The sequence below is a fragment of the Stenotrophomonas sp. CFBP8980 genome, assembly GCF_034046095.1.
GTDB classification, from domain to species: Bacteria; Pseudomonadota; Gammaproteobacteria; order Xanthomonadales; family Xanthomonadaceae; genus Stenotrophomonas; species Stenotrophomonas lacuserhaii.
Genome location: NZ_JAXCXF010000008.1, coordinates 147,787 through 172,741, shown reverse-complemented (window position 1 = coordinate 172,741; position 24,955 = coordinate 147,787). Strand labels below are relative to the sequence as shown.

The following is a 24,955-nucleotide window of genomic DNA, read 5'->3' as shown; positions in this document are numbered from 1 at the left end:
GGCACCTCAGTTGCCGTAAAGGCGGTTACGCAGCGCGATCGTCGTCTGGTAGACCGAGCGCATGCGGGTGTCGTTGGGAACCGTGAATGTCACGCCGAGGGAGGTGAGCTCCGCATCGCCGGTAGGACGCTTTGCCGCTGCCGGGTCCGGGCTGGAAACCAGCAGACCCAGCTGCACCGCACCCACGCGGCGCCATGCCTGGGACTTGTCCGCCAGCGATGCCTCCACGGCTGTGGCCGTGCCTTGTCGGTCGATATAACCGGTGGGAGACGTGGCGGCCAGTTGGCGGTCCTGCCCAAACAGCAGCTGCATGTTCTCCACTCCTTCGACAAGCGCCTCGGGTGGCTGGGCGGTCAGCGCGCCGCCCGGGGTGGCGGTGAAACGCACGCGATACAGCTGCGATTGGCGTGTTGCAGCGTCATACCCCACGTAGAAAACCACGCTTTCCGCACGGTAGAGATTTGCCTGGCCGGCGGTGTACAGCGCAGTAAAATTGGTCGCATTGTTGGTCGCTGTATTGAAGGTGACGCTGCCGGCTGAGTTACTGACTGCGCTGGCTTGGAACACGGTCGCAGACAGGCAGTCGGACACCCCGAAGAGGCCCGGATTGGTCAAGCCGCTCTGCAGCACGGACAGTCGTGCAGCATCGAAGTTGAACACCGGCTTGTCCGCGCTGCCGCCGGTGGAAATTACCGGCACGCCATCGGGCATCAGGTAGCGCAGGGCCACGATGTCGCTGCCGTTGACCCGGTTGGTCATCGCCGCAGCGTACTGCGGGGGCAACGCAGGACTGTAAGCGTTGCCGCCGGTTGCCGGTGTTGCCGCCAGGGTAAGGGGGTCGCCCGGTGAGGTATCTGTGGCCTCATAGCCTTGGATGGAGCGGGTGAAGTCCAGCGCCGGATGGGTGGTGATCAAGGTGGAGTGCAACGAATTTGTTGCTTGCTGGGCATGGGCCTGATCGTTGACACAGCCGAAATGTCCGGCCATGCGCAACTCACGCTGCAGCGAATCCATGGCGAAACGGCTGTTCTCCTGAACGCGGGCGAGACCGGCGGAGAGTTGATAGGCAGAACGAGAGGCCGCGAAAACCTGGATTACCGCCAACATGATGACAAGCCCGATGGCCATGGCGATCATCAGTTCGATCAACGATACACCGGTGATCTGACGGCGAGTGCGCGACAGGCGGCTCACAGCCTCGTCCTCGCAGTGAACGTCGTCTCTTCGGCGTCCGCTTTCCAGCGTTCGTCGCCCCAACTGACACTGACGGTAACAACGGCGCCGTTCTGTGCAACCGTTGCCGTCGCGGCCTCGCCCAGTGCCTTGCCCATGCGGCACCTCCAGTCACCCATGAAGCTGTCCTTGCTGATGTTGATGCCGGTAGGCGGATCGCAGTTGGTGACCGTGGCCGTGTAATCGCCCACGAACTCACTGGCTGCGACGCGGTTGATGCGTATCTGGTCAAGTAGCTCGTAGCTCAGGTTGGTGGCCTGGGTACGATAATTTGCACTCTGTACGTAGCGGACATTCATCGTCTGCAGCAACGCGAAGCCGAGCAGGCCAAAGCCCAGCACCAGAATCGCGATCAGCACCTCGATCAGGCTGAATCCGCCCTGTTGTCGGCCCGCAGGCCGGTGGGGGCTGACGCTCATGCGCATGCTTCCTTGGTGAGCCGGACTTGGCCAGTCGGAGAGACGACCAGGTGGCGCTGGAGCGGCTGGTCGCCGCATTCATCCGGACGCAGGGTGATGTTCCGGGCCGCATTTGCACGGTTGCGACCGCGGCCATCGAAGGCAATGGACAGGTCCTGGCCGCTTACGCCCTGGAGGCGCGGACGCCCCTCGGCAACCCGAAGGACAGGCTCATTAGTGTCGAAGCTTCCATTCCGGTTCGTGTCGCCAAACACCATCCAGCCCCCGGCCCAGGATGCACCGTCGCATGACGTGCCGGCAGAGGAGGCACAGACGCCCGCCCCACGGGTATTCTTGATCGCCTCCGAGCGGGCAAGCGACAACGCGGCGATCAATTCGTTGGACGTGGTGGCCATGCGGTTGGACCGCAGTGTCCCTTGGAAGCTGGGAAACGCAAGCGCGGCCATGATCGCCATGACGGCAACCGTGACCATCAGTTCCAGCAGCGTGAAGCCCTTGGACAGGCGTAAAGACATGGGACGCTCCCCAGCGTGATGTCGGCACGATGAGGCAAGCCGACGCCACCCGCAAGAGGGTGCAGGACGAACGGTCATTCGGGGGCGACAAGCGTCAAAAGATCGGCGCCGCAAGGGCGACAGACGTGACGACCAGCGGTCGTCACCCACCCGGGGCAAGGGATGACGGCCAGCGGCCGTCACTACCCTGCCTGCCGATCCGTCAGGTGACCACTTGGTAGCACGGCTTGTACTCGCCGGAGATCTTCATCCGGCGCTGGTCGACGAAGGCGCGCAGCAGCGCGTCCAGCGCCTGCATCATGTCGGCGTCGCCATGGATCTGGAACGGCCCGAACTCCTCGATCCGGCGCATGCCGTCTTCCTTCACGTTGCCGGCCACGATGCCGGAGAACGCGCGACGCAGGTCGGCCGCCAGGGCGTGCGGGGCACGGCCGTGGTGCAGGTCCAGTCCGGCCATCGCTTCATGCGTGGGCTCGAACGGCTGCTGGTACTCCCACGGGATGTCGATGGACCAGTTGAAGAAGAACGAGTCCTTCTGCGCCAGGCGGTGTTCGCGCACCTGCTTGATGCCGGCCGACATCTTGCGCGCCACGGCCGACGGGTCGCCGATGATGATCTGGTAGCGCTCGGCAGCCGCATCGCCCAGGGTCAGGCGGATGAAGCGGTCGATCTGCTCGAAGTACGGCGCGGCCACGGTCGGGCCGGTCAGGATCAGCGGGAACGGCAGGTCCTTGTTCTCTTCGCGCAGCAGGATGCCCAGCAGGTACAGGATCTCTTCTGCCGTGCCCACGCCACCGGCGAACACGATGATGCCGTGGCCGATGCGCACGAAGGCTTCAAGCCGCTTCTCGATGTCCGGCATGATCACCAGGTGATTGACGATCGGGTTCGGCGACTCGGCCGCGATGATGCCCGGTTCGGTCAGACCGATGTAGCGCGACACGCTCTTGCGCTGCTTGGCATGGGCGATGGTGGCGCCCTTCATCGGGCCCTTCATCGCGCCCGGGCCGCAGCCGGTGCAGATGTCCAGCCCGCGCAGGCCCAGCTCGTAGCCGACCTGCTTGGTGTACAGGTATTCGTCACGGCCGATCGAGTGGCCGCCCCAGCAGACCACCAGGTTCGGGTCACCCGGATTGAGGATGCGCGCATTGCGCAGCAGCCCGAACACCGCATTCGTGATGCCGTCCGAGGATTCCAGCTCGGCCGCGTAGGCCGGGCCCATTTCGATGGCCATGTAGGCCAGGTCGCGGACCACCGCGAACAGCAGCTCAGCCACGCCACGGATGATCTCGCCGTCGACGAAGGCCATCGCCGGCGCGTTGGCCAGGTCGATGCGCACGCCGCGGTCCTGCTGGGCAACCTGGATGTCGAAATCCGGGTACAGGTCACGCGCCGCGCGCGGGTCGTCCGAGGCGCTGCCACTGGTCAGCACGGCCAGCGCGCACCGGCGCAGCAGTTCGTGCATTCCGCCACCGGAGGCATCGCGCAGGCGCGCGACTTCCGCCCGGGACAGCACATCCAGCCCACCGCGCGGGTAGATCCGCGCGTCCTGCACCGGCAGCGTACGTGCCGGCTTTTCAATCGTCGTGGTCATGTCCAACGTTTCGCTTCCTCAAGGTGTCCGACTGTAGCGCTGCCCCCATGAAAAAGAAAACGGCCGGGTTTCCCCGGCCGTTTCCATTCACATCAGGTACCGCTACTCATTAGAACTTGTAGCGGAAGCCAACCTGCAGCGACCAACGCGATTCCCAATCAGTCAGATTGACCTTGGTGACGTTGTTGGCGTTGTAGTTGTAGATGTACTTGCCGGTGGCCTGGTCGATGCCGGCAAAATTGACCGCGCCGCGGCCGCTGAACGGCGAAGCGTAGCTGACCTTGCCCCAGTCCTTGTTCAGCAGGTTGCCGACGTTCATCACGTCCACCCAGATCTCGGCCTTGTGGCCCTCGAAGAAGGCCGGCAATTCCTGGCTGATCCGGATGTCGAAGGTGTTGACCCACTTGTTATGGGCGCTGTTGCGCGGAGCGATGCCACCTGCGAAACGCGACAGATCGACTTCACCGTCGAGGAACTCGAAGAAAGCATCTTCCATCGCGGCGCCACCGGTGAACAGCACATCGCCACGGCCCGCCGGCACGTAGAGCGAATCGTTGCTGTAGCCGTCGCCGTTGGCATCGTTCAGGAAGCGCCAGCTGTACGGCAGGCCCGAACGTCCTTCGTAGAACAGCGAGAAGGTGGTGTCGTTGTCCCCGAAGAACGCCTTGCGGAACTGCAGACTGCCGGTGACACGATTCTTGATCTCGTAGTTCGAGGTCGAGGCCACCGCATCGTTCGGGTTGACGCCGATCACGCCGTTCCAGTTGGAGATGGCACGCGAGGAGGTCAGCGGGCTGACTTCGGTGGCGTCGGTGTAGGTGTAACCCAGCGACCAGCCCCAGTTGTCGGTCAGCGGCTTGCTCAGGCTCGCGGTGAACTGCGTGCTGCGACCCTTGTCGGTGTTCTTCAGCAGGATCACGCCATCGTTGTGCCAACCGGTGATGTTCTCGTAGCCCGGAATGGCATCAGCCGCGGCAGCGACACCGGCATTGCTACCGGCGCGGACACCGGTACCAGCATAGGGATTGCTCCAGTACATGTCGCGACCATCCTGGCCGCGCACGGCATTCACATTGCCCAGATCCAGGCGTTCGAACGCGATCGCATCCTTGACCTTGGTATACAGCAACTCGACCGAGCCGGTGATGCCGTACCACGGCAGCTCATGGTCAAAGGCCAGGTTGGCCTTCCACACCGACGGCTGGCGGATCCCCTTGTCCATCAGGTTGACCAGCGAGGTGTAACCACCGGCCGGCGACGGAACCGTCGGGCTGTCCACATCCAGGGAGACCGGCAGGCTCGCCCACATCGCTTCACGCTGGGCGGGGGTGAGGCCGGCAGCACGTGCGTTGTAGCCGATCAGCCCGAAGCCGCTGTTCTGGTACGAGTTGCCAACCCAGACATTGGCCGCAGCACCCTGGAACAAGCCCACGCCGCCGCGCAGCTGGGTGGGACGATCGCTGTCGAAGGTGTAGTTGAAACCGAAGCGCGGCTGCACCAGCGCCTTATCGAGCGTTTCGCGGTTGTCGTAACCGTAGATTTCCTGCACCAGCAAGTTATGCACCGGCACCGCGTCGAGGTCCGGGATGTCCACGCGCAAGCCGAACATAAGGCTCAGGTTGTAGTTGACAGCCCAGGTGTCCTGCACGAACAGACCGGCGTTCTTATGCTTGTACTGCATCGCCACCGAGCTCAGGTCCTGGCCCGGAACCGGCGCGTTCAGGTCATACACCTGGTAACGGCCGTTGCGGAAATCGTCCAGGTTGGCGAAACCGTAGGTACCCCAGATGTTCTGAGCGTACAGGTTGTAGATGTCGTTGGATTCCCAGTCGAAACCGAACTTGATGGTGTGGTCACCCACATACCAGTTCGCCGCGCCGTAGGCGGTGGTCGTCTCGGTGTTGATCTGGTTGCCATGACGGAATTCGTCGGCGCCAGCGACGAGGTACGGCGGCGGCACGTTGCCGTTGGCCGGGCCGCTGCCGATCACGATCGAGGGCAGGCGCGAGTACACGCTGCTCAGGGAGTCGTAAGTGCGACGACCGACCTTGAACTCGGTCGAGAAATTGTCGCTCCAATCGCTGAACAGCTGAACGACGCTGGTCTCGACTTCCTTGGTCACATCAAACCAACGGCTGCTCAGCGCCAAGGCCGGACCGGTGGTCGACATGCCGTGGCCGGAATAACCGGTGGACAGGCTGCTGCCGCCCAGGTTCGGGTCGGTCTGCTCCAGTTTCGAGAAGCGAGCCGACAGACGGTGGTCGTCGTTGATGTTCCAGTCGATCTTGGCGGCGTATTCCTCGACTTCCTGCTTAGTCTCGGTCGGCGCATCGGACGTGCCGAGGTCGACACCATAGACGCTCTGCGCGATCTGCTGAGCTTCGGCGATGAAAGCCGGATCGATGTCAATCTCGTTGACGGCGTTCGAACCGCGCGGGCCGTACGAAGACGCTGCACGGCTGCGCTCAAACTTCTCGTAATTGGCGAAGAAGAACAACTTGTCCTTGATGATCGGGCCGCCGAAGGTGGCGCCGAAAGTCTTCTCATCCTCGAAGCCGGTGAACTTGGCATCGGTATCGGGATGATCACCTACCATGTCCTTGTCACGGTAGGTGCCGTAGACCGAGCCATGGAATTCGTTGGTGCCCGACTTCGTCACTGCATCGATCACAGCGCCAGTTGCGCCGGTGATCGTGGTGTCGTAGTTGGCAACATCGATGTTGATCGCTTCGATCGCGTCCATGGAAACCGGCTGACGCAGAGTCGGGAAGCCGTTGGATTCCAGACCGAAGGTGTCGCTGGTGTTCACACCATCAATGCGGATGGCGTTGTAACGCGGATTCTGGCCGCCAACGGTCAGCTCGCCACGCGACTTGTCGCTCTGGCTGATGCGCGGATCCAGACGAACGTAATCCTGGATGTTGCGGTTGATCGACGGCAATGCTTCGATCTGTTCCTGCGACACCGAGCTGCCGGTGCCCATCTTGTTGGCACTGAACAGATCCGAACCACCCGCAACGGCCATGACCTGCACCGCTTCCAGCGTGGTTGCAGTCAGGTCGCCGCCCAGCGAGCCGTTGACCGTATTGGTCTGGCTCAGGCTGAGGAACACGTTCTGCTCGGTCTTGGTGCCTTCACCGGACTTGGTGATGGTGATGGTGTAAGGACCACCCACGCGCAGGCCTCGCGCGTTGTAACGACCAGACGCATCGGTGGTTGCACGAGAAACCGTACCGGACTCAACGTGCGTGATGGTGACTTCAGCGCCGGCAACAGGCGCGCCCACCGAGGACGTAACCTGACCAGCGACGCCGGCAGAAGTGTTCTGGGCAAAGGCAGGAGCGGCAGCAAGCACGGTCAAGAGGCCAAGGGTGAGCTTGGACATCCGGAGAGTGTGTTTCATCTAGGGTAGCCTCGATGGGAGTTGGCGATGGCGGACAAAAAAGCGCGTCCAGGCAGCCTTGCGGGCGGCTGCTCGGACAGTTATCTGGGGTTCCCAACCGTGAACGGCAGCTGCCGCAACGGTTAACAATAGATTAACACGGTACGATCCGAATGTGACGGTAGTGCGACAGCGGCGGCCTTATCGCAACCCAATCGTGACGATTCCTTCACTCCCCGTGAAGGTTCGGCTCACGAAACACGCTATTCAGGGTTGACGGCCTTCACGCTTCCGCGCCACGTCAAGCCCTGCGGCGACAGCAGCACGATCGCCTCGGCGGCAGCCGCCCCCGGCCCGCCGGCCGCATCATCCTGGTCCAATGACCATGCGCGGGCTCGCAGCGCGGTCCGCATCGGGGCCGGCTGCAGCCCTGCAATGCGTACCGGTCCCTGCTTCAACTCGTCGTGCAGGCTGGCCAGCAGCCCGCGCAGCCCATGCTGGGCCACGCCGTACCCGCCCCAATAGGCGGCCCCCACCCGTGCCGGGTCGTCCAGGCAGAACACCACCGCCGCATCCTGCCGCTGCTTCAACAGCGGCAGGCAGGCCTGTACCAGCAGGGCGGGCGCGGTCAGCGTGACATGCAGGGAGCGGGCAAACGCAGCCGGTTCGGCCAGCTCGAACGGGGTCAAACCCGGGAAGTCCGCAGCGCAGACGAGGATGCCGTCCAAGCGGCCCAGCTCGGCCTGCACGCGGCTGGCCAGTTCGGCGAAATCGTCCGGGGTGGCGCCTTCCAGGTCCAGCGGGTAGAGCAGCGGCTCCGGTCCGGCCTGTTGCACCTGGGCGTAGACCCGATCAAGCCGGCGCGGCTTGCGCCCGAGCAGGATCACCGTGGCCCCGGCCGCCGCGCAGGCCACCGAGGCGGCGCTGCCCAGCCCGCCACCGGCGCCGACCACCAGGATCACCCGGCCTTCGAGCGCGCCGGATTCGGCGTCAGGCGACGCGGCCCCGCTCATGCAACCGAGGCTTCTTCGACGATGCGCTTGAGCTCGCCGGCTTCGAACAGTTCCATCACGATGTCGCAGCCTCCGATCAGCTCACCGTGCATGAACAGCTGCGGGAACGTCGGCAGGTTGGAAAAGCGCGGCAGGTTGGCGCGTATTTCCGGCTCTTCCAGTACGTTGATGGTGCGCAGGGACACCGCCCCGGCGGCCATCAGGGCCTGCACCGCGCGGCTGGAAAAGCCACACATCGGGTATTGCGGCGTACCCTTCATGAACAGCACGAGGGGGTAACGATCGACTTCGGCCTGGATCTGCTGCATCACTGCCACAACCACACTGCCTCCTGGATGGGCGAATCCGACCGCGACGGTCGGCTAGACTTCCCACAGTAGCCGTCATTGTAAGCCGATGGAACCGACCACCGGCGCTTCCCCTTCCCGTCCCTTATCACCTGCCCATGGAACTGACCGACCTTCCCTACTCGCCCGGCGCCCTGCAACCCCATCTGTCCGAACGGTCGGTGGCGCTGCAGCATGGGCACCACCAGCGCGCCTGCGTGGATCAGGTGAATGCACGGATCGTGGGCACCGAGTGGGAGGATGCGCCGCTGGAGCAGATCGTGCGCGAAAGCCAGGGCGCGCTGTTCGAGGCGGCCGCCCAAGCCTGGAACCTGCAGTTCCAATGGCAGAGCCTGCGGCCGCGCGGCGGTGGCGATCCGGTGGGCCGGCTGGCTGATCGGGTGAAGCGCTGCTTCGGTGACACCGCCAGCCTGCGCAAGGCGTTCAATGACGCGGCGCTGGGCCTGTTCGGTGCCGGCTGGGCGTGGTTGGTGCTGCATCCGGACGGCAGCCTGGCCGTGGTGGTCACCCGCAACGCCGCCACGCCGTTGACCAGCCACAGCATGCCGCTGCTGGCCTGCAATCTGTGGGAACACGCGTATTACCTGGATTACCAGAACGACCGTGCGCGCTATCTGGACGCTTGGTGGAAGGCGGTCAACTGGGAATTCGCCGCAGAGCAGATGCCGGGATGAGGGGTAGCCCCGAAGGCAGCGGCACGCCGTGACGACCAACGGTCGTCACCCCACCATTGAATGACGGCCAGCGGCCGTCACTACCGGTCAGGCGCGCAAGGCCTGGATGGCCGGGGCCACCTGAGCCTGTCGACCCAGCGCTTCGCCTACCCGCTCCAATGCCGACGCGAGCGCGGATGCGTCGTCGTCGCGCAGGGTGGCATGGCCGACCTTGCGACCATCACGCGGTTGCTTGCCATAGTCATGCCAATGGCCGCTGGACTGCGTCAGCACCGGCGCCGCATCCGGCATCGCACCGATCCAGTTGAGCATGCAGGCATGCCCCAGCATGCGCGTATCGCCCAGCGGCAGGCCCAGCACCGCCCGCAGGTGGTTTTCGAACTGCGAGGTTTCGCTGCCTTCGATGGTCCAGTGGCCCGAGTTGTGCACGCGCGGCGCCATCTCGTTGGCCAGCAGTTCCCCATCGCGGCAGAACAGCTCCAGCGCGAACACGCCCACGTACTGCAGGTGTTCGGCCAGGGTACGGGCATAGCCGATCGCCGCCTGCTGCTCGGCATCGGACAAGCGGGCCGGCGCGATGCTGGCCGACAGCACGCCATCGACATGCCAGTTGCCGGTGACCGGATACGCTTGGAAGCTGCCGTCGCGGCCGCGCACGGCCACCACGCTGACTTCGCGCTGGAAGGCCACGAACCCCTCAAGGATCAGGCCGGTCTTGTCGACCTGCGCGCCCAGCGCGTCCCATGCCGCATCGATGTCCGCCTCGCTGCGCAGCCGGAACTGTCCCTTGCCGTCATAACCCAGTCGGCGGGTTTTGAGAATGCACGGCAAGCCGAACGCGGCGACTTTTTCGGCCAGCTGGTCGCGGCTGGCGATGTCGGCGAACGGCGGCAGCGGAATGCCCAGCTGCTGGAACAGCGTCTTCTCGCTCAGCCGATCCTGTGCCACGGCCAGTGCCGACGGCGGCGGATACACCGGCACCTGCTCGGCCAGCCACTGCGCGCTGTCTGCCGGCACGTTCTCGAAATCGAAGGTGACCACGTCCACCTTGGCGGCAAACGCGGCCAAGGCCTGGCGGTCATCGAACGCGGCCACGGTCAGCGGCGCCAGCGGTCCGCCACAGGCATCGGCGGCCGGATCGAACAGTTCGAAGCGCAGGCCCATCGGCGCACCGGCCAGGACCATCATGCGGGCCAGCTGGCCGCCGCCCAGGATGCCAACGGTCTTCGTGCTCATTGACGCGGATCGTCGTGGGCCATGACCTCTTCGGTCTGGCGTGCGCGGAAGGCATCCAGCGCCGTACCGATGGCCGGCTGGTCACTGGCCAGCATCGCCGCGGCGAACAGCGCCGCGTTGGAGGCGCCGGCATTGCCGATGGCGAAGGTGGCGACCGGGATGCCGGCCGGCATCTGCACGATGGACAACAGCGAATCCATGCCGTTCAGCGCCTTGGACTGCACCGGCACGCCCAGTACCGGCACGGCGGTCTTGGCGGCGATCATGCCCGGCAGGTGCGCGGCGCCACCGGCACCGGCAATGATCGCGCGCAGGCCGCGCGGACCGGCCTGTTCGGCGTAGTCGAACAACACGTCCGGGGTGCGGTGGGCCGAGACCACCTTCACTTCGAACGGAACACCCAGCGCTTCAAGCTTCTGGGCGGCGTGCTGCATGGTCTCCCAGTCGGAGCGGGATCCCATGACGATGCCGACGAGCGGCGCGGATTGGTTGGGGGTCATTGGCCGTCACCTGCCTTAAAGACGTATTCTAGCCGTCTTCCACGCAAGACGAAGAACCATGGATCGCAAGCTGCTTGACCTGCTGGTATCGCCCGACACCCGCCAGCCCCTGTCCCTGCTGGATGCCAAGGGCCTGGAAGCCCTCAACCGCGCCATCGGTGCCGGTACCGTCAACAAGGCCGACGGCAATCCGCTCGCCCAGCCGTTGCGCCAGGCACTGGTGACCCGCGACCGCAAGCAGGTGTTCCGCCTGGACGACGGCATCCCGGTGCTGCTGGCCGAAGAAGCCATCGCCACCGCGCAGATCGCGGATTTCCCTTCCGCATGAGCACGGCCGCCGCGGGCGCGTTGATCGCGCCGGATCCGGCGCAGGTCGCCGCCGACGTGGCGCGTGCGCTGGCCGAAGATATCGGCAGCGGGGATGTCACCGCCGCGCTGCTTCCCGACCATGCCGACAGCGCCTACCTGCTGTGCAAGCAGGACGCGGTGATCGCCGGACGCCCCTGGTTCGATGCCACCCATCGGGCCCTGGATCCGCAGGTGCGCATCGACTGGCAGGTCAGCGAAGGCCAGGCCGTGACCTCCGGCACCGTGCTGGCGCTGCTGCACGGGCGCAACCGCTCGCTGGTCAGCGCCGAGCGCACCTCGCTGAATTTCCTGCAGACGCTGTCCGGCACCGCGACGATCACCGCGCGCCATGTCGCGGCGGTAGCCGGCACCGGCACCCGCATCCTGGACACGCGCAAGACCCTGCCCGGCCTGCGCCTGGCGCAGAAGTACGCGGTGCGCTGTGGCGGCGGCGACAACCACCGCATCGGCCTGTACGACACGGTGATGCTGAAGGAAAACCACATCCGCGCCGCTGGCTCGTTGCCGGCCGCGGTGGATGCGGCGCGCACAATGTGGCCGCAGCTGCCGCTGGTGGTGGAAGTGGAAGACCTGGACCAGCTGCGGCAGGCACTTCTGTCCGGCTGTGATCGCATCCTGCTGGATGACTTCCCGGCCGCGCTGCGCCGCGAAGCCGTACGCATCACCGCCGGACGCATTGCGCTGGAAGTCTCCGGCAGCGTCGGCCTGGAAGGCCTGCGCGCGATTGCCGAAGATGGCGTGGACTGTATTTCCATCGGCGGCCTGACCAAGCACGTGCAGGCCATCGACCTGTCGCTGAAGCTCGGCCCGCCACCGGGCTGAGAGGGGCCTGAGTCAACCGCAGGTGCACCCGTTTTTCACGTGCACACTGAGACGCTTCGCCCATCCCCCTTCTGCGGAGCACCGCATGCGCCGGTTGCTGCTTGCCTGCCTGTTGCCCTTCTCCGCGCTCGGCCTGTCCAGCGTCAGCACTGACGCTGCGGCCGCCGAAGCCTGCGATGTGCCGCCACCCTATGGACTCAGTCCGCTCGCGCTGTCCATCCGGCAGACCGCCTGCAATGAACACCGTCTGTGGTTCCGTCCGTTCATCGACCGCGAAGGGCGCGCCGCCAGCCTGGCGGTGACCGAAGCGGAGAATGAGCACCTTGCCGACAACGGCCTGATTGCCTGGCGACGGGTCTCTGGTTACTGGCGCGACAGCGGCACCTTGAATGCGATGGGCGCCATTCCCGGCGCCAGCAGCTGCATCGCCCCGTTGGGCTCGCGCTACACCGACAGCGACTGCCGCGCCTTCCTGATCGACAACCCCTGGTCGGCTGCCTTCATTTCCTGGGTAATGGTGCGCGCCGGGGTTCCCGGCTTCAACGCCTCCCCGCGCCACATCGATTACATCCGTGCCGCCTACAACGGCGCATCACCCTATCGTCTTGCCGATCCGGCAGCGGAAAAACCCGCCGTCGGCGACCTGCTGTGCTTCCTGCGTGACCGCCGACAGACCCTGACCTACACCGGCCTGGTGCAGGCGCTGGGCAACGGCTCGGTGGGGCACTGGAAGTCGCATTGCGAGGTCGTGGTGTCGGCCAACATGGGCGGCGACCGCACCCTGTACCTGGTCGGCGGCAACGTCCTCAATACGGTAGCGATGCGCATGCTGATGCTCGACCGCAGTGGCCGCATCGAACTGCCGACCAGGCGCGACGCCGAGCCGGATGGGATCGCCCCGACGTGCACGCCGGGGCGCGAAGAGGAATGCAGTTTCAACCGGCAGGATTGGGCGGCGCTGTTGAAGCTGACGGCGGCCGCGCCGATGCAGGCGCCTATGCCGGTGGCTGCGCCTACGGAGTGAGGGTCGAACGGGTGATACCCCCTCGCGGGTGGCTGCTGTTTGAAGCCGCAGCTGGAGGTGGGCCAGGCGGCACGGCTGGGCGGGGGACGGCAAAAGCCGCTCCTGCGGGCCTCGTTTCGCGCCATCCATGGCGCGGGTACACGCCATCGCATTCGCGCTGCCGCTCCCACGCCTTGCTGCGCAAACCGCGGGCCCCGTCTCACCAACACCCACACCCCGCCGCTTCGCGGCCGCCCCTGACTCAGGGGCTCCCTCCACCAGACGGGCCCATGAGGCTTGGTAGCGCCGACCCATGGTCGGCGGAATCTGTCCGGGGCGGTCAGCAAAGAGCCGCCGACCATGGGTCGGCGCTACCCAGGCCACCATGGACCTGTCGAAGGCGGGGCGGGGTAGCTGCGCAGGACCGTCTTTTCGCATGGATGCGAAAAGCGAGCCTACACGGACGTACTTGCGGCGTGTCCTGCACAGCTGCCCCGCCCCGCCAGCACAAAGCCCTGCAGCTGTTGACGTTGACGTTCGCTTCGAAGCCCGCGCGCAGCGCGACGCTTGAACTACGCCACCCACTGCACCATCTTGTGGGTTCCTACTTCAATCAGTACGCCGACCATGCCCACCCTGATCCTGCTGATGATCGTCGGCGCCTGTGGCTACGCCTTCTGGAATTCGTCGCGCGCGGCAGCCGAGCGTGCCGGCGTGCTCGGGCGCAACGCCTGCAAGGCCGCCGATGTGCAGTGGCTGGACCAAAGCGTGCATGCGATCGGCCTGAAAGTGGCACGCGGCGACGACGGCCGCCTCTGCTTCGAGCGCACCTTCAAGTTCGAATATTCGTATGACGGCATCGATCGCCATGTAGGCAGAATGGTCCTGCGCGGCGATGAACTGGTGTCCTTCAGCGGTCCCGGCGCGGCGCGGATCAGCGCGATCCGCCCCGACGTGGATGACGCCGAAGACGTCTGAGGGCGCGAAGGAAGCGGCCATCGCCGCTCCTCCGTCAGGATTACTTCACCACGCGCAGCTGCGGACGGCCGGACGGGCGCGGTGGCGGATTGCCGTCCGGCGGCGTGTCATCCGGCGTACCGTCGGCCTCGGCCGACACGTCTTCCAGCGTCACTTCATCCTCGGCCGACTCCGCACCGATGATGTCGTCAGGCAGCGCCATGCCCTGCCCGGTCTCGCGCGCGTATACGGCCAGCACGGCGCTGATTGGCACCTGCACCGCAAAGCTCACGCCGGAAAAACGGGCCGAGAAGCTGACCGACTCGTTGTCGATCACCAACCCCACCACCGCACGTTCGGCGATGTTCAACACCACGCGGCCGTCCTTGATGCTGGACGGCGGCACCTGCACGCCAGCCACGCCGGCATCCACCAGGATGTGCGGGGTCAGCTGGTTGTCATTGATCCATTCCACCAGGGCGCGCAACAGGTACGGGCGGTGGCTGGTCATCCGGAAGAATTCGTCAGTCATGCGTGAAGTGTACGCGCACGCCCCCCTGCGTGGCAGGGGAGCGGGCGAAGTGTTGGGTAAACAGTCGGGAAGTGCGGTCAGCCCGGCAGGTCGCGCAGCTTCTTTTCCTGCTCGGTCAGACTGCGGATGAAGCCAGGATGGCGGAAGATCCGGTTGCCGTAATCCTCGATCGCCTTGCCGTCCTTCGGCAGCGGCACATCCAGCGCCTGCAGGCGCCAGATGATCGGCGCGACCGCACAGTCGGCCAGGGTCATTTCAGGATTCAGGAAGAACTTGCTGGCCTTGAACAGCGGCACCGCGCTGGTCAGCAGTTCCTTCAATCGTTTGCGGCCGGCTTCGGCCTGGGTCTTGTTGCCCAGCTGGATGGCCTGCACCTGCGGCACCCAGTCATGCTCGATGCGCAACATCGCAAGGCGGATGCGCGCTCGCGACAGCGGATCGACAGGCATCAACGGCGGATGCGGATAGCGCTCATCAAGATATTCGCTGACCACCGACGCCGCATACAGCACCAGCTCGCGCTCCACCAGAGTGGGCACGGAGTGATAGGGGTTGAGGTCGATCAGGTCTTCAGGTGGATGTTGCGGATCCACCGGCACAAAGTCATAGGTGACGCCCTTGGCCGCAAGGACCAGACGTACCCGGTGACAGAGCACATCGTCGTTCGAGGAAAACAGCGTCAGGGTATTACGCATGCGTACGCTCGCCGCCATCAAAGGCTCTCCAACGACAGGAGTCCGCCTGCCGCATCGGCGCTGCCGGACCATTTCCGACAGTCGACTCTTTCCCGAGTGTGCAACCGACGCTCACAAAAGCCAATAGGCCAAGGGTATTGGGCCATGCATCAACGCAAACGACCGCGCATGCCGCAGCCGTCAATGGACATCCTTCCAGTAATCCTTCTTCAGCAGGTACAGCAGGAAGGTCAGGAAGGCCAGGAACAGCACCACCCAGACACCCAGCTGCTGGCGCTTGAGCGCAGCGGGTTCGCCGGCGTAGGCCAGGAAGTTGGTGATGTCACGCACGGCCTGGTCGTAGTGTCCTGGATCCACATTGCCCGGCGCGCGCAGCTCCAATGCCAGCACCGGCGGGTCCAGCCCCGGCGCTTCCGGCTTGCCATGCACGGCATGCTGCAGGCCCTGCATCTGCCACAGCGGATTGGGCATGGAGGCATTGGGGAACACGGTGTTGTTCCAGCCCAACGGGCGGCTGCTGTCCAGGTAGAACGACTTCAGATACGTGTAGACCCAGTCCGGCCCGCGCACCCGCGAGATCAGGCTGAGATCTGGAGGCATCTTGCCGAACCATTTCTCCGCTTCGGCCTTCGGCATCGCTACCGGCACTGGATCGCCAATCGCCGAGCCGGTGAAGTTGAGGTTGTTCATCACCTCTTCTTCGGTCAGGCCCAGGTCGGCGGCCATGCGCGAGTAACGCAGGTATTTCAGCGCATGGCAGCTGGAGCAGTAGTTCATGTACAGCTGCGCGCCGCGCTGCAGGGACGCGCGATCACCGAGGTCGTTGCCGGCCTGCAGCATCTTCGCCGTGCCCTCGGCGGCAGCGACCAGGCCGCTTGCCAGCAGCATCGTGGCCACCAGGGCCATCCGCACCATCCAGCGCTCAGTCATGCGTGGTCACCCTTTCCGGTACCGGCTTGGTCTTGTCCAGTCGTGTCCATATCGGCATGGTGAGGAAGAAGGCGAAATACAGGAAGGTCAGCACCCGACCCACCCAGGTTTCCCACACCGCCGTACCCGGGCCGGAACCGATCACCCCCAGCCAGATGAAGCACACCACCAGCACGCCCAGCATCACTTTGGAAATCCAGCCGCGGTAGCGCACCGATTTGACCTTGCACTTGTCCAGCCAGGGCACCAGGAACAGGATCGCGATCGCCGAGAACATCACGATTACACCGCCCAGCTTGTTCGGGATCACCCGCAACATCGCGTAGTAGGGGGTGTAGTACCAGACCGGCTTGATGTGTTCCGGGGTCACCAGGCGGTTGGCCTCGGTGAAGTTGTCGTGCTCCAGGAACTGCCCGCCGAAGGCCGGTGCGAAGAAGATGATGAAGGCGGCGATGACCAGCAGGAATCCGGCCCCTACCGCATCCTTCATCGTGTAATACGGGTGGAACGGGATGCCATCGGTGGGCGCGGTCGGCGACCAGCGGTTGCCCTTCGGCCCCTTCTTGATCTCCACGCCATCGGGATTGTTCGACCCGACCTCGTGCAGAGCGCCCAGGTGCAGCACCACCAGCAGCAGCAGCACCAAAGGCAGGGCGATGACGTGCAGGGCGAAGAACCGGTTGAGCGTGGCGTCGCTGGGCAGGTAGTCGCCCATGATCCATTCGGTCAGTCCGTTGCCGATCACCGGAATGGCGCCGAACAACGAAATGATCACCTTCGCGCCCCAGAACGACATCTGGCCCCACGGCAGCACGTAGCCCATGAAGGCTTCGGCCATCAGCACCAGGTAGATCAGCATGCCGAGGATCCACACCAGTTCGCGCGGCTTCTGGTAACTGCCGTACAGCAGCCCGCGGAACATGTGCAGGTAGACCACGATGAAGAACAGCGAGGCACCGGTGGAGTGCATGTAGCGGATCAGCCAGCCCCACTCCACGTCGCGCATGATGTATTCGACCGAAGCGAAGGCTTCGGCCGCGCTGGTCTTGTAGTGCATCGTCAGGAAGATGCCGGTGACGATCTGGTTAACCAGGATCAGCATCGCCAGCGAGCCGAAGTAGTACCAGATGTTGAAGTTCTTCGGCGCGTAGTACTCGCTGACGTGCTTGCGGTACACCGGCATCAGCCCCGGCGCGCGCGCGTTGACCCACTCGGCGACACCGCTGGCGGTGCGGGCAAGGATGTTGGCCATCAGGCAGTTCCCTCCGGGTCCACGCCGATGATCAGGGTGTTGTCATCCTGGTAGTGATGCGGCGGCACCAGCAGGTTGGTCGGGGCCGGCACATCATTGAAGACCCGCCCGGACATGTCGAAACGCGATTTGTGGCAGGGGCAGAAATAACCGCCCTTCCACTGCGCGTCGTACGGTTCGGGGCGGATCTCGGCGACCATTTCCGGCGAACACCCCAGGTGCGTGCACAGCCCGACCAGCACCGACACCGCCGGCTTGATCGAGCGCAGCTCCGGGTTTTCCTTCAGCACATACTCGGGCTGCTGGTCCTGGACGCTGGATTCGGGATCCTTCAGCCGGCCATCCAGGCCCGGCAGCGCCTCGAGCACCGCCTTGGACCGTTTGACGATCCAGATGGGCTGCCCGCGCCACTCCAGGATCAGCCGTTGGCCTTCCTGCAGGGCACTGATGTCAGCGCTGATCGGTGCACCGGCCAATTTGGCACGCGCACTGGGATTCCAGGACTTGATGAAAGGAACTGCGACGAAACCGACGCCGACTGCACCGACCACCGCCGTGGTGGCAGAAAGGAAACGGCGACGTCCATGGTTCACTGGATCGTATACCCCATCGTTGGCCATCCGGCACTCCGATATTGATTAGGTAGCTTTAAGGCTGCCGGCAACCTGGTGGGGGCCAGGCTGCTTTGAATCTGAAACGAGTGTAGCGAAACGTTTGTCGCGGTCAATGTGCCAATGCAGCAGCGCGACGCCGCTGGACCGGCCGTGCAGCTACTGGTTGCTTGCCAGCGCTCCCCGGTAGCGTTCGGCAAGCTGCCCTACCCGCTGCACGTAGTAGCGCGTTTCACTATAGGGCGGCACGCCGCCATGCCGGTCCACCGCGCCTTCGCCAGCGTTGTAGCCGGCGGCGGCAAGCGTCAGGTCGCCATTGAAGCGCTTCAACAACCAGGACAGGTACTGCACCCCGCCGCGGATGTTCTGCGCCGCATCATAGGAGTCGGTGACGCCGAAGCGTGCGGCGGTCGGCGGCATCAGCTGCATCAGGCCCTGCGCGCCGGCGCGGCTGAGCGCGGTCGGGTTGTAGGCCGACTCGGCATGGATGATCGCGCGCACGATGGCTTCTTCCACGCCGTACTGGCGGGCCGCCGCGGCGATCTCCGCCTGGAAGGCGGTGGTGTTCAGACGTACCGAGCCGAAATTGACACCCGGCCGGGTGCCGCAGGCGAAACACCGCTCGATGAAGCTGTAACGGATGGTGCGCACCTGTTCCAGGCTGGCGACCTGCCGCGAAGGACGTGCGCTGGTGTAATGACGCACGCCGTCCTGCATGTAGGAATAGACCTGGCCGCTGACCACGCGCCCTGCCTTGTTCTGCGGCTTGGGCGTTGCGACCGGGGCCGCTGCCGGGGTGACGGAAGGTGAAGCGATCACCGCGGCGGTGGTGCTGGCGACCGCCGTGGCCGCGCCCATCATCCCGACCGGGACCGCGCCGGCGGCCGGCGCTTCACGCGGAGCGGCCACCGCAACCGGCGCTGCAGGGGCCACCACCGGTCGTGGCGCGCGGCTGTCGCGGGTGTAGCTGATGACGCTGCATTGGGCCCCGGCCAAGCGCTTGCTGACATAGCTGGGCACGCCGTCAGCACCGACGCACTTGTATAGATTGCCGGCACTGGCCGGCACGGCAACCAGTGCAGCAACGATGAGCGCCGCGATCCCCAAGATCCCCTTCATGGGCGCGAGTGTCCCAGCTTGTGCGGCCCTTGCCAAGCACGTTCCACTCAAACCGGGCGTGAAGCTCCCGCATCGGCCATCACCGCGGCCAGCCCGTCCAGGCAGGCGACCATCTCCGCACGCAGCGCCGCAGGCGTCGTCTCGATGCGCAGGGGCCGGATGCCCAGGCTGAGGATCTGGCTGGCCAGCATCGCAGGCGTGTCGGCCCCGACGTGCAGGATGCAGTGTCCCGGCCCCCCTTCCTGCAGCACACCGCACCACGGTGGCACCTGCGGGGCCAACTGTTCGAGCGACCCGGGCAGGTGCACGTGGGCCTTCAGCACGAAGGGCGCCTGGCTGACCGCCTGGTGCACCGCCACTTCCGGCGGCACCGACAACGCGCGACGCATGCCCTGCCCGGGCAACGACTGCAGGCCACTGATACGGTCCACGCGCAGGGTGCGCCAGTCGGCCCGGCCGTGGTCCCAGGCCAGCAGGTACCAGCAGCGGCCGTAGTTCACCAGATGCTGGGCATCGACCCGGCGATGCGTGGCTGCGCCGCCATGGCTCAGGTAATCGAAGGCCAGCGGCGCGGCCTGCCGGCAGGCCACCGCCAGCTTGCCCAGCAGCTGGCCGTCGACGCTTGGCTTCTGCGACAGGGTGGCCGTGGCGGCATGGATCTCGCCGGCCTGCTGGCGCCGGCGGCTGGGCACCAGCGGGTCCAGCTTGGTCAACACCGAACGCGCGGTGTCCTCCATGCCGGCCATGCTGGAGGCCGCCGCGCGCAGGGCCAGGGCGATGGCGGTGGCCTCTTCTTCTTCCAGCAGCAGCGGCAGCAACGGTCCGCCGGCGCCCATCCGGTAGCCCCCGCCTACCCCGGAAGATGCCCGCACCGGATAGCCCAGCTCCCGCAGCCGCTGGATGTCACGGCGGATGCTGCGCTGGTCTACCTGCATGCGCTCGGCGAGCTCGCCCCCGGACCAGTGCTGCCGGGCCTGCAGCAGGGCGATCAGGCGCAACAGGCGATGGGCGGTATGCGACATAGCGCGGGCTATCGAGGTCAGAAGTTGTCCGCGATAGTGCGCCACCATGGCTGCTCATTCCACTGGATCTCGACCATGACCACGCGCCACGTCACCCTGTATCACGCCTCCCCGTCGCGTTCGAGCGGGGTGCTGGTCCTGCTCGAAGCCCTCGGCGCGGATTACGCGCTGGAACTGCTCAGCCTGAAGGAAGGCGACAACCTGGCGCCGGCTTACCTTGCCCTCAATCCCATGGGCAAGGTGCCTGCGATCGTGCATGACGGCGTGCTGGTGACCGAGCAGGTCGCGGTCTACCAGTACCTGGCCGAGCTGTACCCGGAGGCCGGGCTGGCCCCACCGGCAGGTGATCGGCTGCGCGGTCCGTTCCTGCGCTGGCTGGCGTTCTATGGTTCGTGTTTCGAGCCGGCGATGGTCGACAAGGCGATGAAGCGCGATCCGGCGCCTCGCGGCATATCGCCTTATGTGGATGCGGAAACCGTGCTGGCCGTGGTGGAAGAGCAGCTGCAGCGGGGGGATTACCTGCTGGGTGAGCGCCTGTCCGCAGCGGACTTCCTGTGGGGCAGCGCGCTGGGCTGGATGAGCGGGTTCGGCCTGCTGCAGCCCGGTCCGGCGACGGCGGCGTACATCGCCCGGATGGCCGCACATCCGGCTGTTCTGCGCGGAAAAGCGCTGGACGCGGGATTTGCGGCGGCCTGACGCCCGCGCGCACGGCCCGCTGGCCAGCGGCGGGTAGCGCCGAGCCGTGCTCGGCGGATTCCGGACGCCCACGGCCCGCTGCGCTCGCCGACCATGGGTCGGCGCTACCTTCGCCGACGCGGTAGCGCCGAGCCATGCTCGGCGGAATCCGGACGCCCACGGCCCGCTGCGCTCGCCGACCATGGGTCGGCGCTACCTTCGCCGACGCGGTAGCGCCGAGCCGTGCTCGGCGGATTCCGGACGCCCACGGCCCGCTGCGCTCGCCGACCATGGGTCGGCGCTACCTTCGCCGACCGGTAGCGCCGAGCAGTGCTCGGCGGATTCCCGATGCCACGGCCCGCTGCGCTCGCCGACCATGGGTCGGCGCTACCTTCGCCGACCGGTAGCGCCGAGCCGTGCTCGGCGGATTCCGGACGCCCACGGCCCGCTGCGCTCGCCGACCATGGGTCGGCGCTACCTTCGCCGACCGGTAGCGCCGAGCCGTGCTCGGCGGAATCCCGCCGGCCATGGGGCGGCGCTACCGGGGCCGTGGCTCCGGTAAACTACGGGGCCATCACCCCACCCGCCTGGATTGATCGCCATGACCGGGACGCCAGACGTCTTCCTGCCCGCCGCTGCGGGCGATACCCCGCTGATTGCCCTGCCCACCGGGCCGTGCAAGCCCGGCACGGTGCGCGGCAAGCTGTACATCAAGACCCACGGGTGCCAGATGAACGAGTACGACTCGGCCAAGATGGCCGACGTGCTCGCCGCCAGCGACGGGCTGGAGCTGACCGATCGGCCCGAAGAGGCCGACGTGATCCTGGTCAACACCTGCTCCATCCGCGAAAAAGCCCAGGAGAAGGTCTTCAGCCAGCTCGGCAACTGGAAGGCGTTCAAGAACAACGGCCGCGACGTGATCATCGGCGTGGGCGGCTGCGTGGCCTCGCAGGAAGGTGAAGCGATCATCAAGCGCGCGCCCTACGTGGACCTGGTGTTCGGGCCGCAGACCCTGCACCGCCTGCCGGAGTTGATCCGCGCACGTCGCGAGCAGAACCGTCCGCAGGTCGACATCAGCTTCCCGGAGATCGAGAAGTTCGACAACCTGCCCGCCCCGCGTGCCGAAGGCGCGTCGGCGTTCGTGTCGATCATGGAAGGCTGCTCCAAGTACTGCTCGTTCTGCGTGGTGCCCTACACCCGCGGCACGGAAGTCAGCCGCCCGTTCGAGGACGTGGTGGTGGAAGTGGCCGAACTGGCCGCGCAGGGCGTGCGTGAGATCAACCTGCTCGGCCAGAACGTCAACGCCTACCGTGGCCCCTACGGCGAAGGCGAGTTCGCCGACCTGGGACTGCTGATCCGCACCATCGCCGAAATCGACGGCATCGGGCGCATCCGCTTCACCACCTCGCATCCACTTGAGTTCAGCGATTCGCTGGTGGACGCCTTCCGCGACGTACCGCAGCTGGCCAACTTCCTGCACCTGCCGGTGCAGGCGGGCAGCGACCGCGTGCTGTCGGCGATGAAGCGCGGCTACACCGCGCTGGAATTCAAGTCGAAGATCCGCAAGCTGCGCGCGGTGCGCCCGGATATCTCGATCAGCTCGGATTTCATCGTCGGCTTCCCGGGCGAGACCGACGCGGACTTCGAGAAGACCATGAAACTGATCGAAGACATCGGCTTCGACCAGAGTTTTTCCTTCATCTATTCGCGTCGTCCGGGCACCCCGGCGGCGGACCTGGAAGACACGATCAGCGACGCGGAAAAGCACGCCCGGCTGACGCGCCTGCAGGCGCGCATCAACCAGCATGCCAGCGGAATCTCCGAGCGCATGGTCGGCACGGTGCAGTCGGTACTGGTGGAAGGTCCTTCGCGCAAGGACCCCAACGAACTGAGCGGCAAGACCGAGAACATGCGCACGGTCAACTTCGCCGCACCGCCGCGGCTGGTAGGTCAGTTCGTCGATGTGCTGATAACCGAGGCGTACGCCAATTCGCTGCGCGGACGGGTGGTGGAGCGCGCCTGAGCGGTCCGGCAGGCGCTGCGCTGGCGAGGAAATGACCAGCACCTCGCCAGCGTTCTCCTCACTGGCTTTGCGCGGCTTATCCACACCTTCTTCGCATGCCCGCCCACAGTGCCTGTGGAAAGCAGGCCGGAGCCGCGATGCGGTGGCGGTCCGTGCATGACAGCGCTACTCTGTTGTCCCATTCCAAGCCCTGCGGCACGGTCGTCCCGGCGGTGCCGCCTGATGCAATGACCGCACTTGCCCATCGCGATTTCACCCTGTCCCCGGAAGACACCGAACGGCTTGCCAATCTGAGCGGCCCCTTCGATGGCCACCTGCGCCAGATCGAACTGAAACTCGGCGTAGAGATCGCCAACCGCGCCCACGTGTTCCGCATCACCGGACCGGCCGAAGCCGCCGCCGAAGCCCAGAAGCTGGTCGAGGCCCTGTACGAAGAGGCCGCCGAAGTCACCTTCGACAGCCAGGCCATCCACCTGCGGCTGAACCAGGCCAACGTGGAGCACATCGCCGAACGCGCCTACGAGGCGCAGGACGTGGCGATCAAGGTCAAGCGCGGCACGGTGCGCGGACGCGGTGCCAACCAGGCCCGCTACCTGCACCAGATCGCCGCGCATGACATCAATTTCGGCATCGGCCCGGCCGGTACCGGCAAGACTTTCCTGGCCGTGGCCAGCGCGGTGGAAGCACTGAACGAATCGCGCGTGCAGCGGTTGATCCTGGTGCGCCCTGCAGTGGAAGCCGGCGAGAAGCTCGGCTTCCTGCCCGGCGACCTGACCCAGAAGGTCGACCCGTACCTGCGCCCGCTGTATGACGCGTTGTATGAAATGCTGGGCGTGGAGAAAGTCGTCAAGCTGCTGGAAAAGAACGTGATCGAGATCGCGCCGCTGGCCTATATGCGCGGCCGCACGCTCAACGACGCGTTCGTGATCCTGGACGAAGCACAGAACACCACCATCGAACAGATGAAGATGTTCCTGACCCGGCTGGGCTATGGCTCCACCGCCGTGGTCACCGGCGACCTGACCCAGACCGACCTGCCCAAGCATGTGAAGTCCGGCCTGCGCGATGCCATCGACGTGCTGCGTGATGTCGAAGGGGTGAGCTTCACCTTCCTGGAGGCCCGCGATGTCGTGCGCCATCCGCTGGTGGCCCGTATCGTCACCGCATACGACCGTCGCGACCTGCACGAAATCCAGCCCGGAGCCACCCCATGACCAAGGGTCCGGTCCGCCTTGATGTCGCGGTCAGCTACGCCCTGCCCCGCACCGGGCTGCCCTCGGCGGTGAGTTTCCGGAAGTGGGTGGCGGCGGCGCTGAAAGGCCGCATCCGCGAGGCGGATCTTGCCATCCGGCTGGTCGATGCCAAGGAAGGTCAATCCCTCAACCGCCACTACCGCGGCAAGGATTACGCCACCAACGTGCTCAGCTTCCCGGCCGAACTGCCCGAAGGCCTGCCGAAGGGGGTGAAGTTCCCGCTGCTGGGCGACCTGGTGATCTGCGCGCCGGTGGTGGCACGCGAAGCCGACGAACAGGCCAAGGCGCTCAACGCCCACTATGCGCACCTTACCGTGCACGGGGTGCTGCACCTGCTCGGCTGGGACCACGAGGACGACAAGGAAGCCGACGCGATGGAACAGCTGGAGCGCGGGATCCTGGCCGAGCTCGGCATTTCCGATCCCTATGCCGGCGAGCGCTGAAGCTGTCGCTGACGGCTCTTCCGTAGGCCATGGCGTTCGTGCTTCAATCCCGCGTCGATTTCATGCCAGGAAGGCTGTGATGCTGGAACAACGTCCGACCGCCGTCGCTCCCCTGCTGCTCGTTCTCGGCGCGGCCTGCGCGCTCGGTGCAGGCTGGCTGCCGCTCTCGCCGAACAGCGGCATGGCGGTGACCGCACTGGGTACCGTCGGGGCTGTCCTGGCCGCCGGCCCGGCCTGGCGCTGGTGGACCCGCAGCGAGCAGCGCCTGCGCTGACCAGACAGCACGCCTGGCAGGACACCGTTGGTCGTTACCGGCGGTGCCGCTATCATCGGGAA

The 24,955-nt window shown here is 65.7% G+C and carries 26 protein-coding genes; 10 read left to right on the top strand and 16 right to left on the bottom strand.

What is annotated here, in order from left to right; all coding sequences use genetic code 11:
* Positions 1–6 precede the first annotated feature (6 nt).
* The 7 genes from SOM47_RS15740 to grxD form a co-directional block, all read right to left on the bottom strand.
* Positions 7–1,194 carry a PilW family protein gene (locus SOM47_RS15740; RefSeq protein ID WP_320506119.1) on the bottom strand — a complete coding sequence of 396 codons (1,188 nt, stop codon included), beginning with the start codon at positions 1,192–1,194 and terminating at the stop codon, positions 7–9.
* Positions 1,191–1,652, bottom strand: coding sequence for a type IV pilus modification protein PilV (pilV, locus tag SOM47_RS15735; RefSeq protein ID WP_320506118.1), 462 nt, complete (start codon positions 1,650–1,652; stop codon positions 1,191–1,193). Before pilV ends, SOM47_RS15740 begins: the two co-directional genes overlap by 4 nt.
* On the bottom strand, positions 1,649–2,167 hold the full coding sequence (locus SOM47_RS15730) for a GspH/FimT family pseudopilin (protein ID WP_320506117.1): 519 nt from the start codon (positions 2,165–2,167) through the stop codon (positions 1,649–1,651). Before SOM47_RS15730 ends, pilV begins: the two co-directional genes overlap by 4 nt.
* A gap of 202 nt (positions 2,168–2,369) precedes the next feature.
* The gene (gene ppnN, locus SOM47_RS15725; RefSeq protein ID WP_042614179.1) at positions 2,370–3,761 is read right to left on the bottom strand and encodes a nucleotide 5'-monophosphate nucleosidase PpnN; all 1,392 of its coding nucleotides are present in this window, start codon (positions 3,759–3,761) and stop codon (positions 2,370–2,372) included.
* Between the two features lie 109 nt (positions 3,762–3,870).
* Entirely contained in the window at positions 3,871–7,164 is a 3,294-nt protein-coding gene (locus SOM47_RS15720; RefSeq protein WP_320506116.1) for a TonB-dependent receptor, read from the bottom strand.
* A gap of 242 nt (positions 7,165–7,406) precedes the next feature.
* Positions 7,407–8,156 carry an SDR family NAD(P)-dependent oxidoreductase gene (locus SOM47_RS15715; RefSeq protein ID WP_320506115.1) on the bottom strand — a complete coding sequence of 250 codons (750 nt, stop codon included), beginning with the start codon at positions 8,154–8,156 and terminating at the stop codon, positions 7,407–7,409.
* Positions 8,153–8,473, bottom strand: a complete 321-nt coding sequence (grxD, locus tag SOM47_RS15710) for a Grx4 family monothiol glutaredoxin (RefSeq protein WP_042614176.1) — start codon at positions 8,471–8,473, stop codon at positions 8,153–8,155. Before grxD ends, SOM47_RS15715 begins: the two co-directional genes overlap by 4 nt.
* Positions 8,474–8,595: 122 nt before the next feature.
* On the opposite strand from grxD, the gene SOM47_RS15705 reads away from it, so the two are divergent.
* Positions 8,596–9,177, top strand: coding sequence for a superoxide dismutase (locus SOM47_RS15705; protein ID WP_320506147.1), 582 nt, complete (start codon positions 8,596–8,598; stop codon positions 9,175–9,177).
* An 87-nt stretch (positions 9,178–9,264) separates the two neighbouring features.
* Here SOM47_RS15705 and SOM47_RS15700 read toward each other — a convergent pair whose 3' ends face one another.
* On the bottom strand, positions 9,265–10,413 hold the full coding sequence (locus SOM47_RS15700) for a 5-(carboxyamino)imidazole ribonucleotide synthase (RefSeq protein WP_320506114.1): 1,149 nt from the start codon (positions 10,411–10,413) through the stop codon (positions 9,265–9,267).
* Positions 10,410–10,913 carry a 5-(carboxyamino)imidazole ribonucleotide mutase gene (gene purE / locus SOM47_RS15695; protein ID WP_057508690.1) on the bottom strand — a complete coding sequence of 168 codons (504 nt, stop codon included), beginning with the start codon at positions 10,911–10,913 and terminating at the stop codon, positions 10,410–10,412. Before purE ends, SOM47_RS15700 begins: the two co-directional genes overlap by 4 nt.
* Positions 10,914–10,971: 58 nt before the next feature.
* On the opposite strand from purE, the gene SOM47_RS15690 reads away from it, so the two are divergent.
* The 4 genes from SOM47_RS15690 (at position 10,972) to SOM47_RS15675 (ending at position 14,085) form a co-directional block, all read left to right on the top strand.
* Positions 10,972–11,241 carry a Trm112 family protein gene (locus tag SOM47_RS15690; protein ID WP_042614172.1) on the top strand — a complete coding sequence of 90 codons (270 nt, stop codon included), beginning with the start codon at positions 10,972–10,974 and terminating at the stop codon, positions 11,239–11,241.
* The gene (gene nadC, locus SOM47_RS15685; RefSeq protein WP_320506113.1) at positions 11,238–12,104 is read left to right on the top strand and encodes a carboxylating nicotinate-nucleotide diphosphorylase; all 867 of its coding nucleotides are present in this window, start codon (positions 11,238–11,240) and stop codon (positions 12,102–12,104) included. The genes SOM47_RS15690 and nadC overlap by 4 nt, the downstream gene beginning before the upstream one ends.
* 85 nt (positions 12,105–12,189) lie before the next feature.
* Positions 12,190–13,128, top strand: a complete 939-nt coding sequence (locus SOM47_RS15680) for a DUF2272 domain-containing protein (RefSeq protein ID WP_414715820.1) — start codon at positions 12,190–12,192, stop codon at positions 13,126–13,128.
* Between the two features lie 606 nt (positions 13,129–13,734).
* Positions 13,735–14,085, top strand: a complete 351-nt coding sequence (locus SOM47_RS15675) for a DUF3301 domain-containing protein (protein ID WP_182655452.1) — start codon at positions 13,735–13,737, stop codon at positions 14,083–14,085.
* A 40-nt stretch (positions 14,086–14,125) separates the two neighbouring features.
* On the opposite strand, the gene SOM47_RS15670 is transcribed toward SOM47_RS15675, so the two are convergent.
* From SOM47_RS15670 to SOM47_RS15640, 7 genes are all read right to left on the bottom strand, one after another.
* Positions 14,126–14,596, bottom strand: a complete 471-nt coding sequence (locus SOM47_RS15670) for a ClpXP protease specificity-enhancing factor (RefSeq protein ID WP_192083885.1) — start codon at positions 14,594–14,596, stop codon at positions 14,126–14,128.
* A gap of 77 nt (positions 14,597–14,673) precedes the next feature.
* Complete coding sequence (locus tag SOM47_RS15665; RefSeq protein ID WP_320506146.1) at positions 14,674–15,309, bottom strand: glutathione S-transferase N-terminal domain-containing protein; 636 nt, start codon at positions 15,307–15,309, stop codon at positions 14,674–14,676.
* Between the two features lie 162 nt (positions 15,310–15,471).
* Positions 15,472–16,221: a cytochrome c1 gene (locus SOM47_RS15660; RefSeq protein ID WP_320506112.1), complete on the bottom strand. Its 750-nt coding sequence runs from the start codon at positions 16,219–16,221 to the stop codon at positions 15,472–15,474.
* Positions 16,214–17,473 (bottom strand): cytochrome b, encoded by a 1,260-nt coding sequence (locus SOM47_RS15655; protein ID WP_101100016.1) that lies wholly within the window; start codon positions 17,471–17,473, stop codon positions 16,214–16,216. The genes SOM47_RS15660 and SOM47_RS15655 overlap by 8 nt, the downstream gene beginning before the upstream one ends.
* Positions 17,473–18,093 (bottom strand): ubiquinol-cytochrome c reductase iron-sulfur subunit, encoded by a 621-nt coding sequence (petA, locus tag SOM47_RS15650; RefSeq protein WP_320506111.1) that lies wholly within the window; start codon positions 18,091–18,093, stop codon positions 17,473–17,475. Before petA ends, SOM47_RS15655 begins: the two co-directional genes overlap by 1 nt.
* Positions 18,094–18,243: 150 nt before the next feature.
* Entirely contained in the window at positions 18,244–19,203 is a 960-nt protein-coding gene (locus SOM47_RS15645) for a lytic transglycosylase domain-containing protein (RefSeq protein WP_320506110.1), read from the bottom strand.
* Positions 19,204–19,250: 47 nt separating this feature from the next.
* Positions 19,251–20,225 carry a helix-turn-helix transcriptional regulator gene (locus SOM47_RS15640; RefSeq protein ID WP_320506109.1) on the bottom strand — a complete coding sequence of 325 codons (975 nt, stop codon included), beginning with the start codon at positions 20,223–20,225 and terminating at the stop codon, positions 19,251–19,253.
* Between the two features lie 75 nt (positions 20,226–20,300).
* Here SOM47_RS15640 and SOM47_RS15635 point away from each other — a divergent pair, with 75 nt between their 5' ends.
* The 5 genes from SOM47_RS15635 (at position 20,301) to SOM47_RS15615 (ending at position 24,893) form a co-directional block, all read left to right on the top strand.
* Complete coding sequence (locus SOM47_RS15635; protein WP_320506108.1) at positions 20,301–20,921, top strand: glutathione S-transferase family protein; 621 nt, start codon at positions 20,301–20,303, stop codon at positions 20,919–20,921.
* 580 nt (positions 20,922–21,501) lie between these two features.
* A complete protein-coding gene (gene miaB / locus SOM47_RS15630; protein ID WP_320506107.1) occupies positions 21,502–22,923 on the top strand; it encodes a tRNA (N6-isopentenyl adenosine(37)-C2)-methylthiotransferase MiaB in 1,422 nt (473 codons plus the stop codon).
* A gap of 227 nt (positions 22,924–23,150) precedes the next feature.
* A complete protein-coding gene (locus SOM47_RS15625) occupies positions 23,151–24,137 on the top strand; it encodes a PhoH family protein (RefSeq protein WP_192083894.1) in 987 nt (328 codons plus the stop codon).
* Positions 24,134–24,619, top strand: a complete 486-nt coding sequence (gene ybeY / locus SOM47_RS15620) for an rRNA maturation RNase YbeY (RefSeq protein ID WP_320506106.1) — start codon at positions 24,134–24,136, stop codon at positions 24,617–24,619. The genes SOM47_RS15625 and ybeY overlap by 4 nt, the downstream gene beginning before the upstream one ends.
* A gap of 79 nt (positions 24,620–24,698) precedes the next feature.
* Positions 24,699–24,893, top strand: a complete 195-nt coding sequence (locus SOM47_RS15615; RefSeq protein WP_042614394.1) for a hypothetical protein — start codon at positions 24,699–24,701, stop codon at positions 24,891–24,893.
* Positions 24,894–24,955 lie beyond the last annotated feature (62 nt).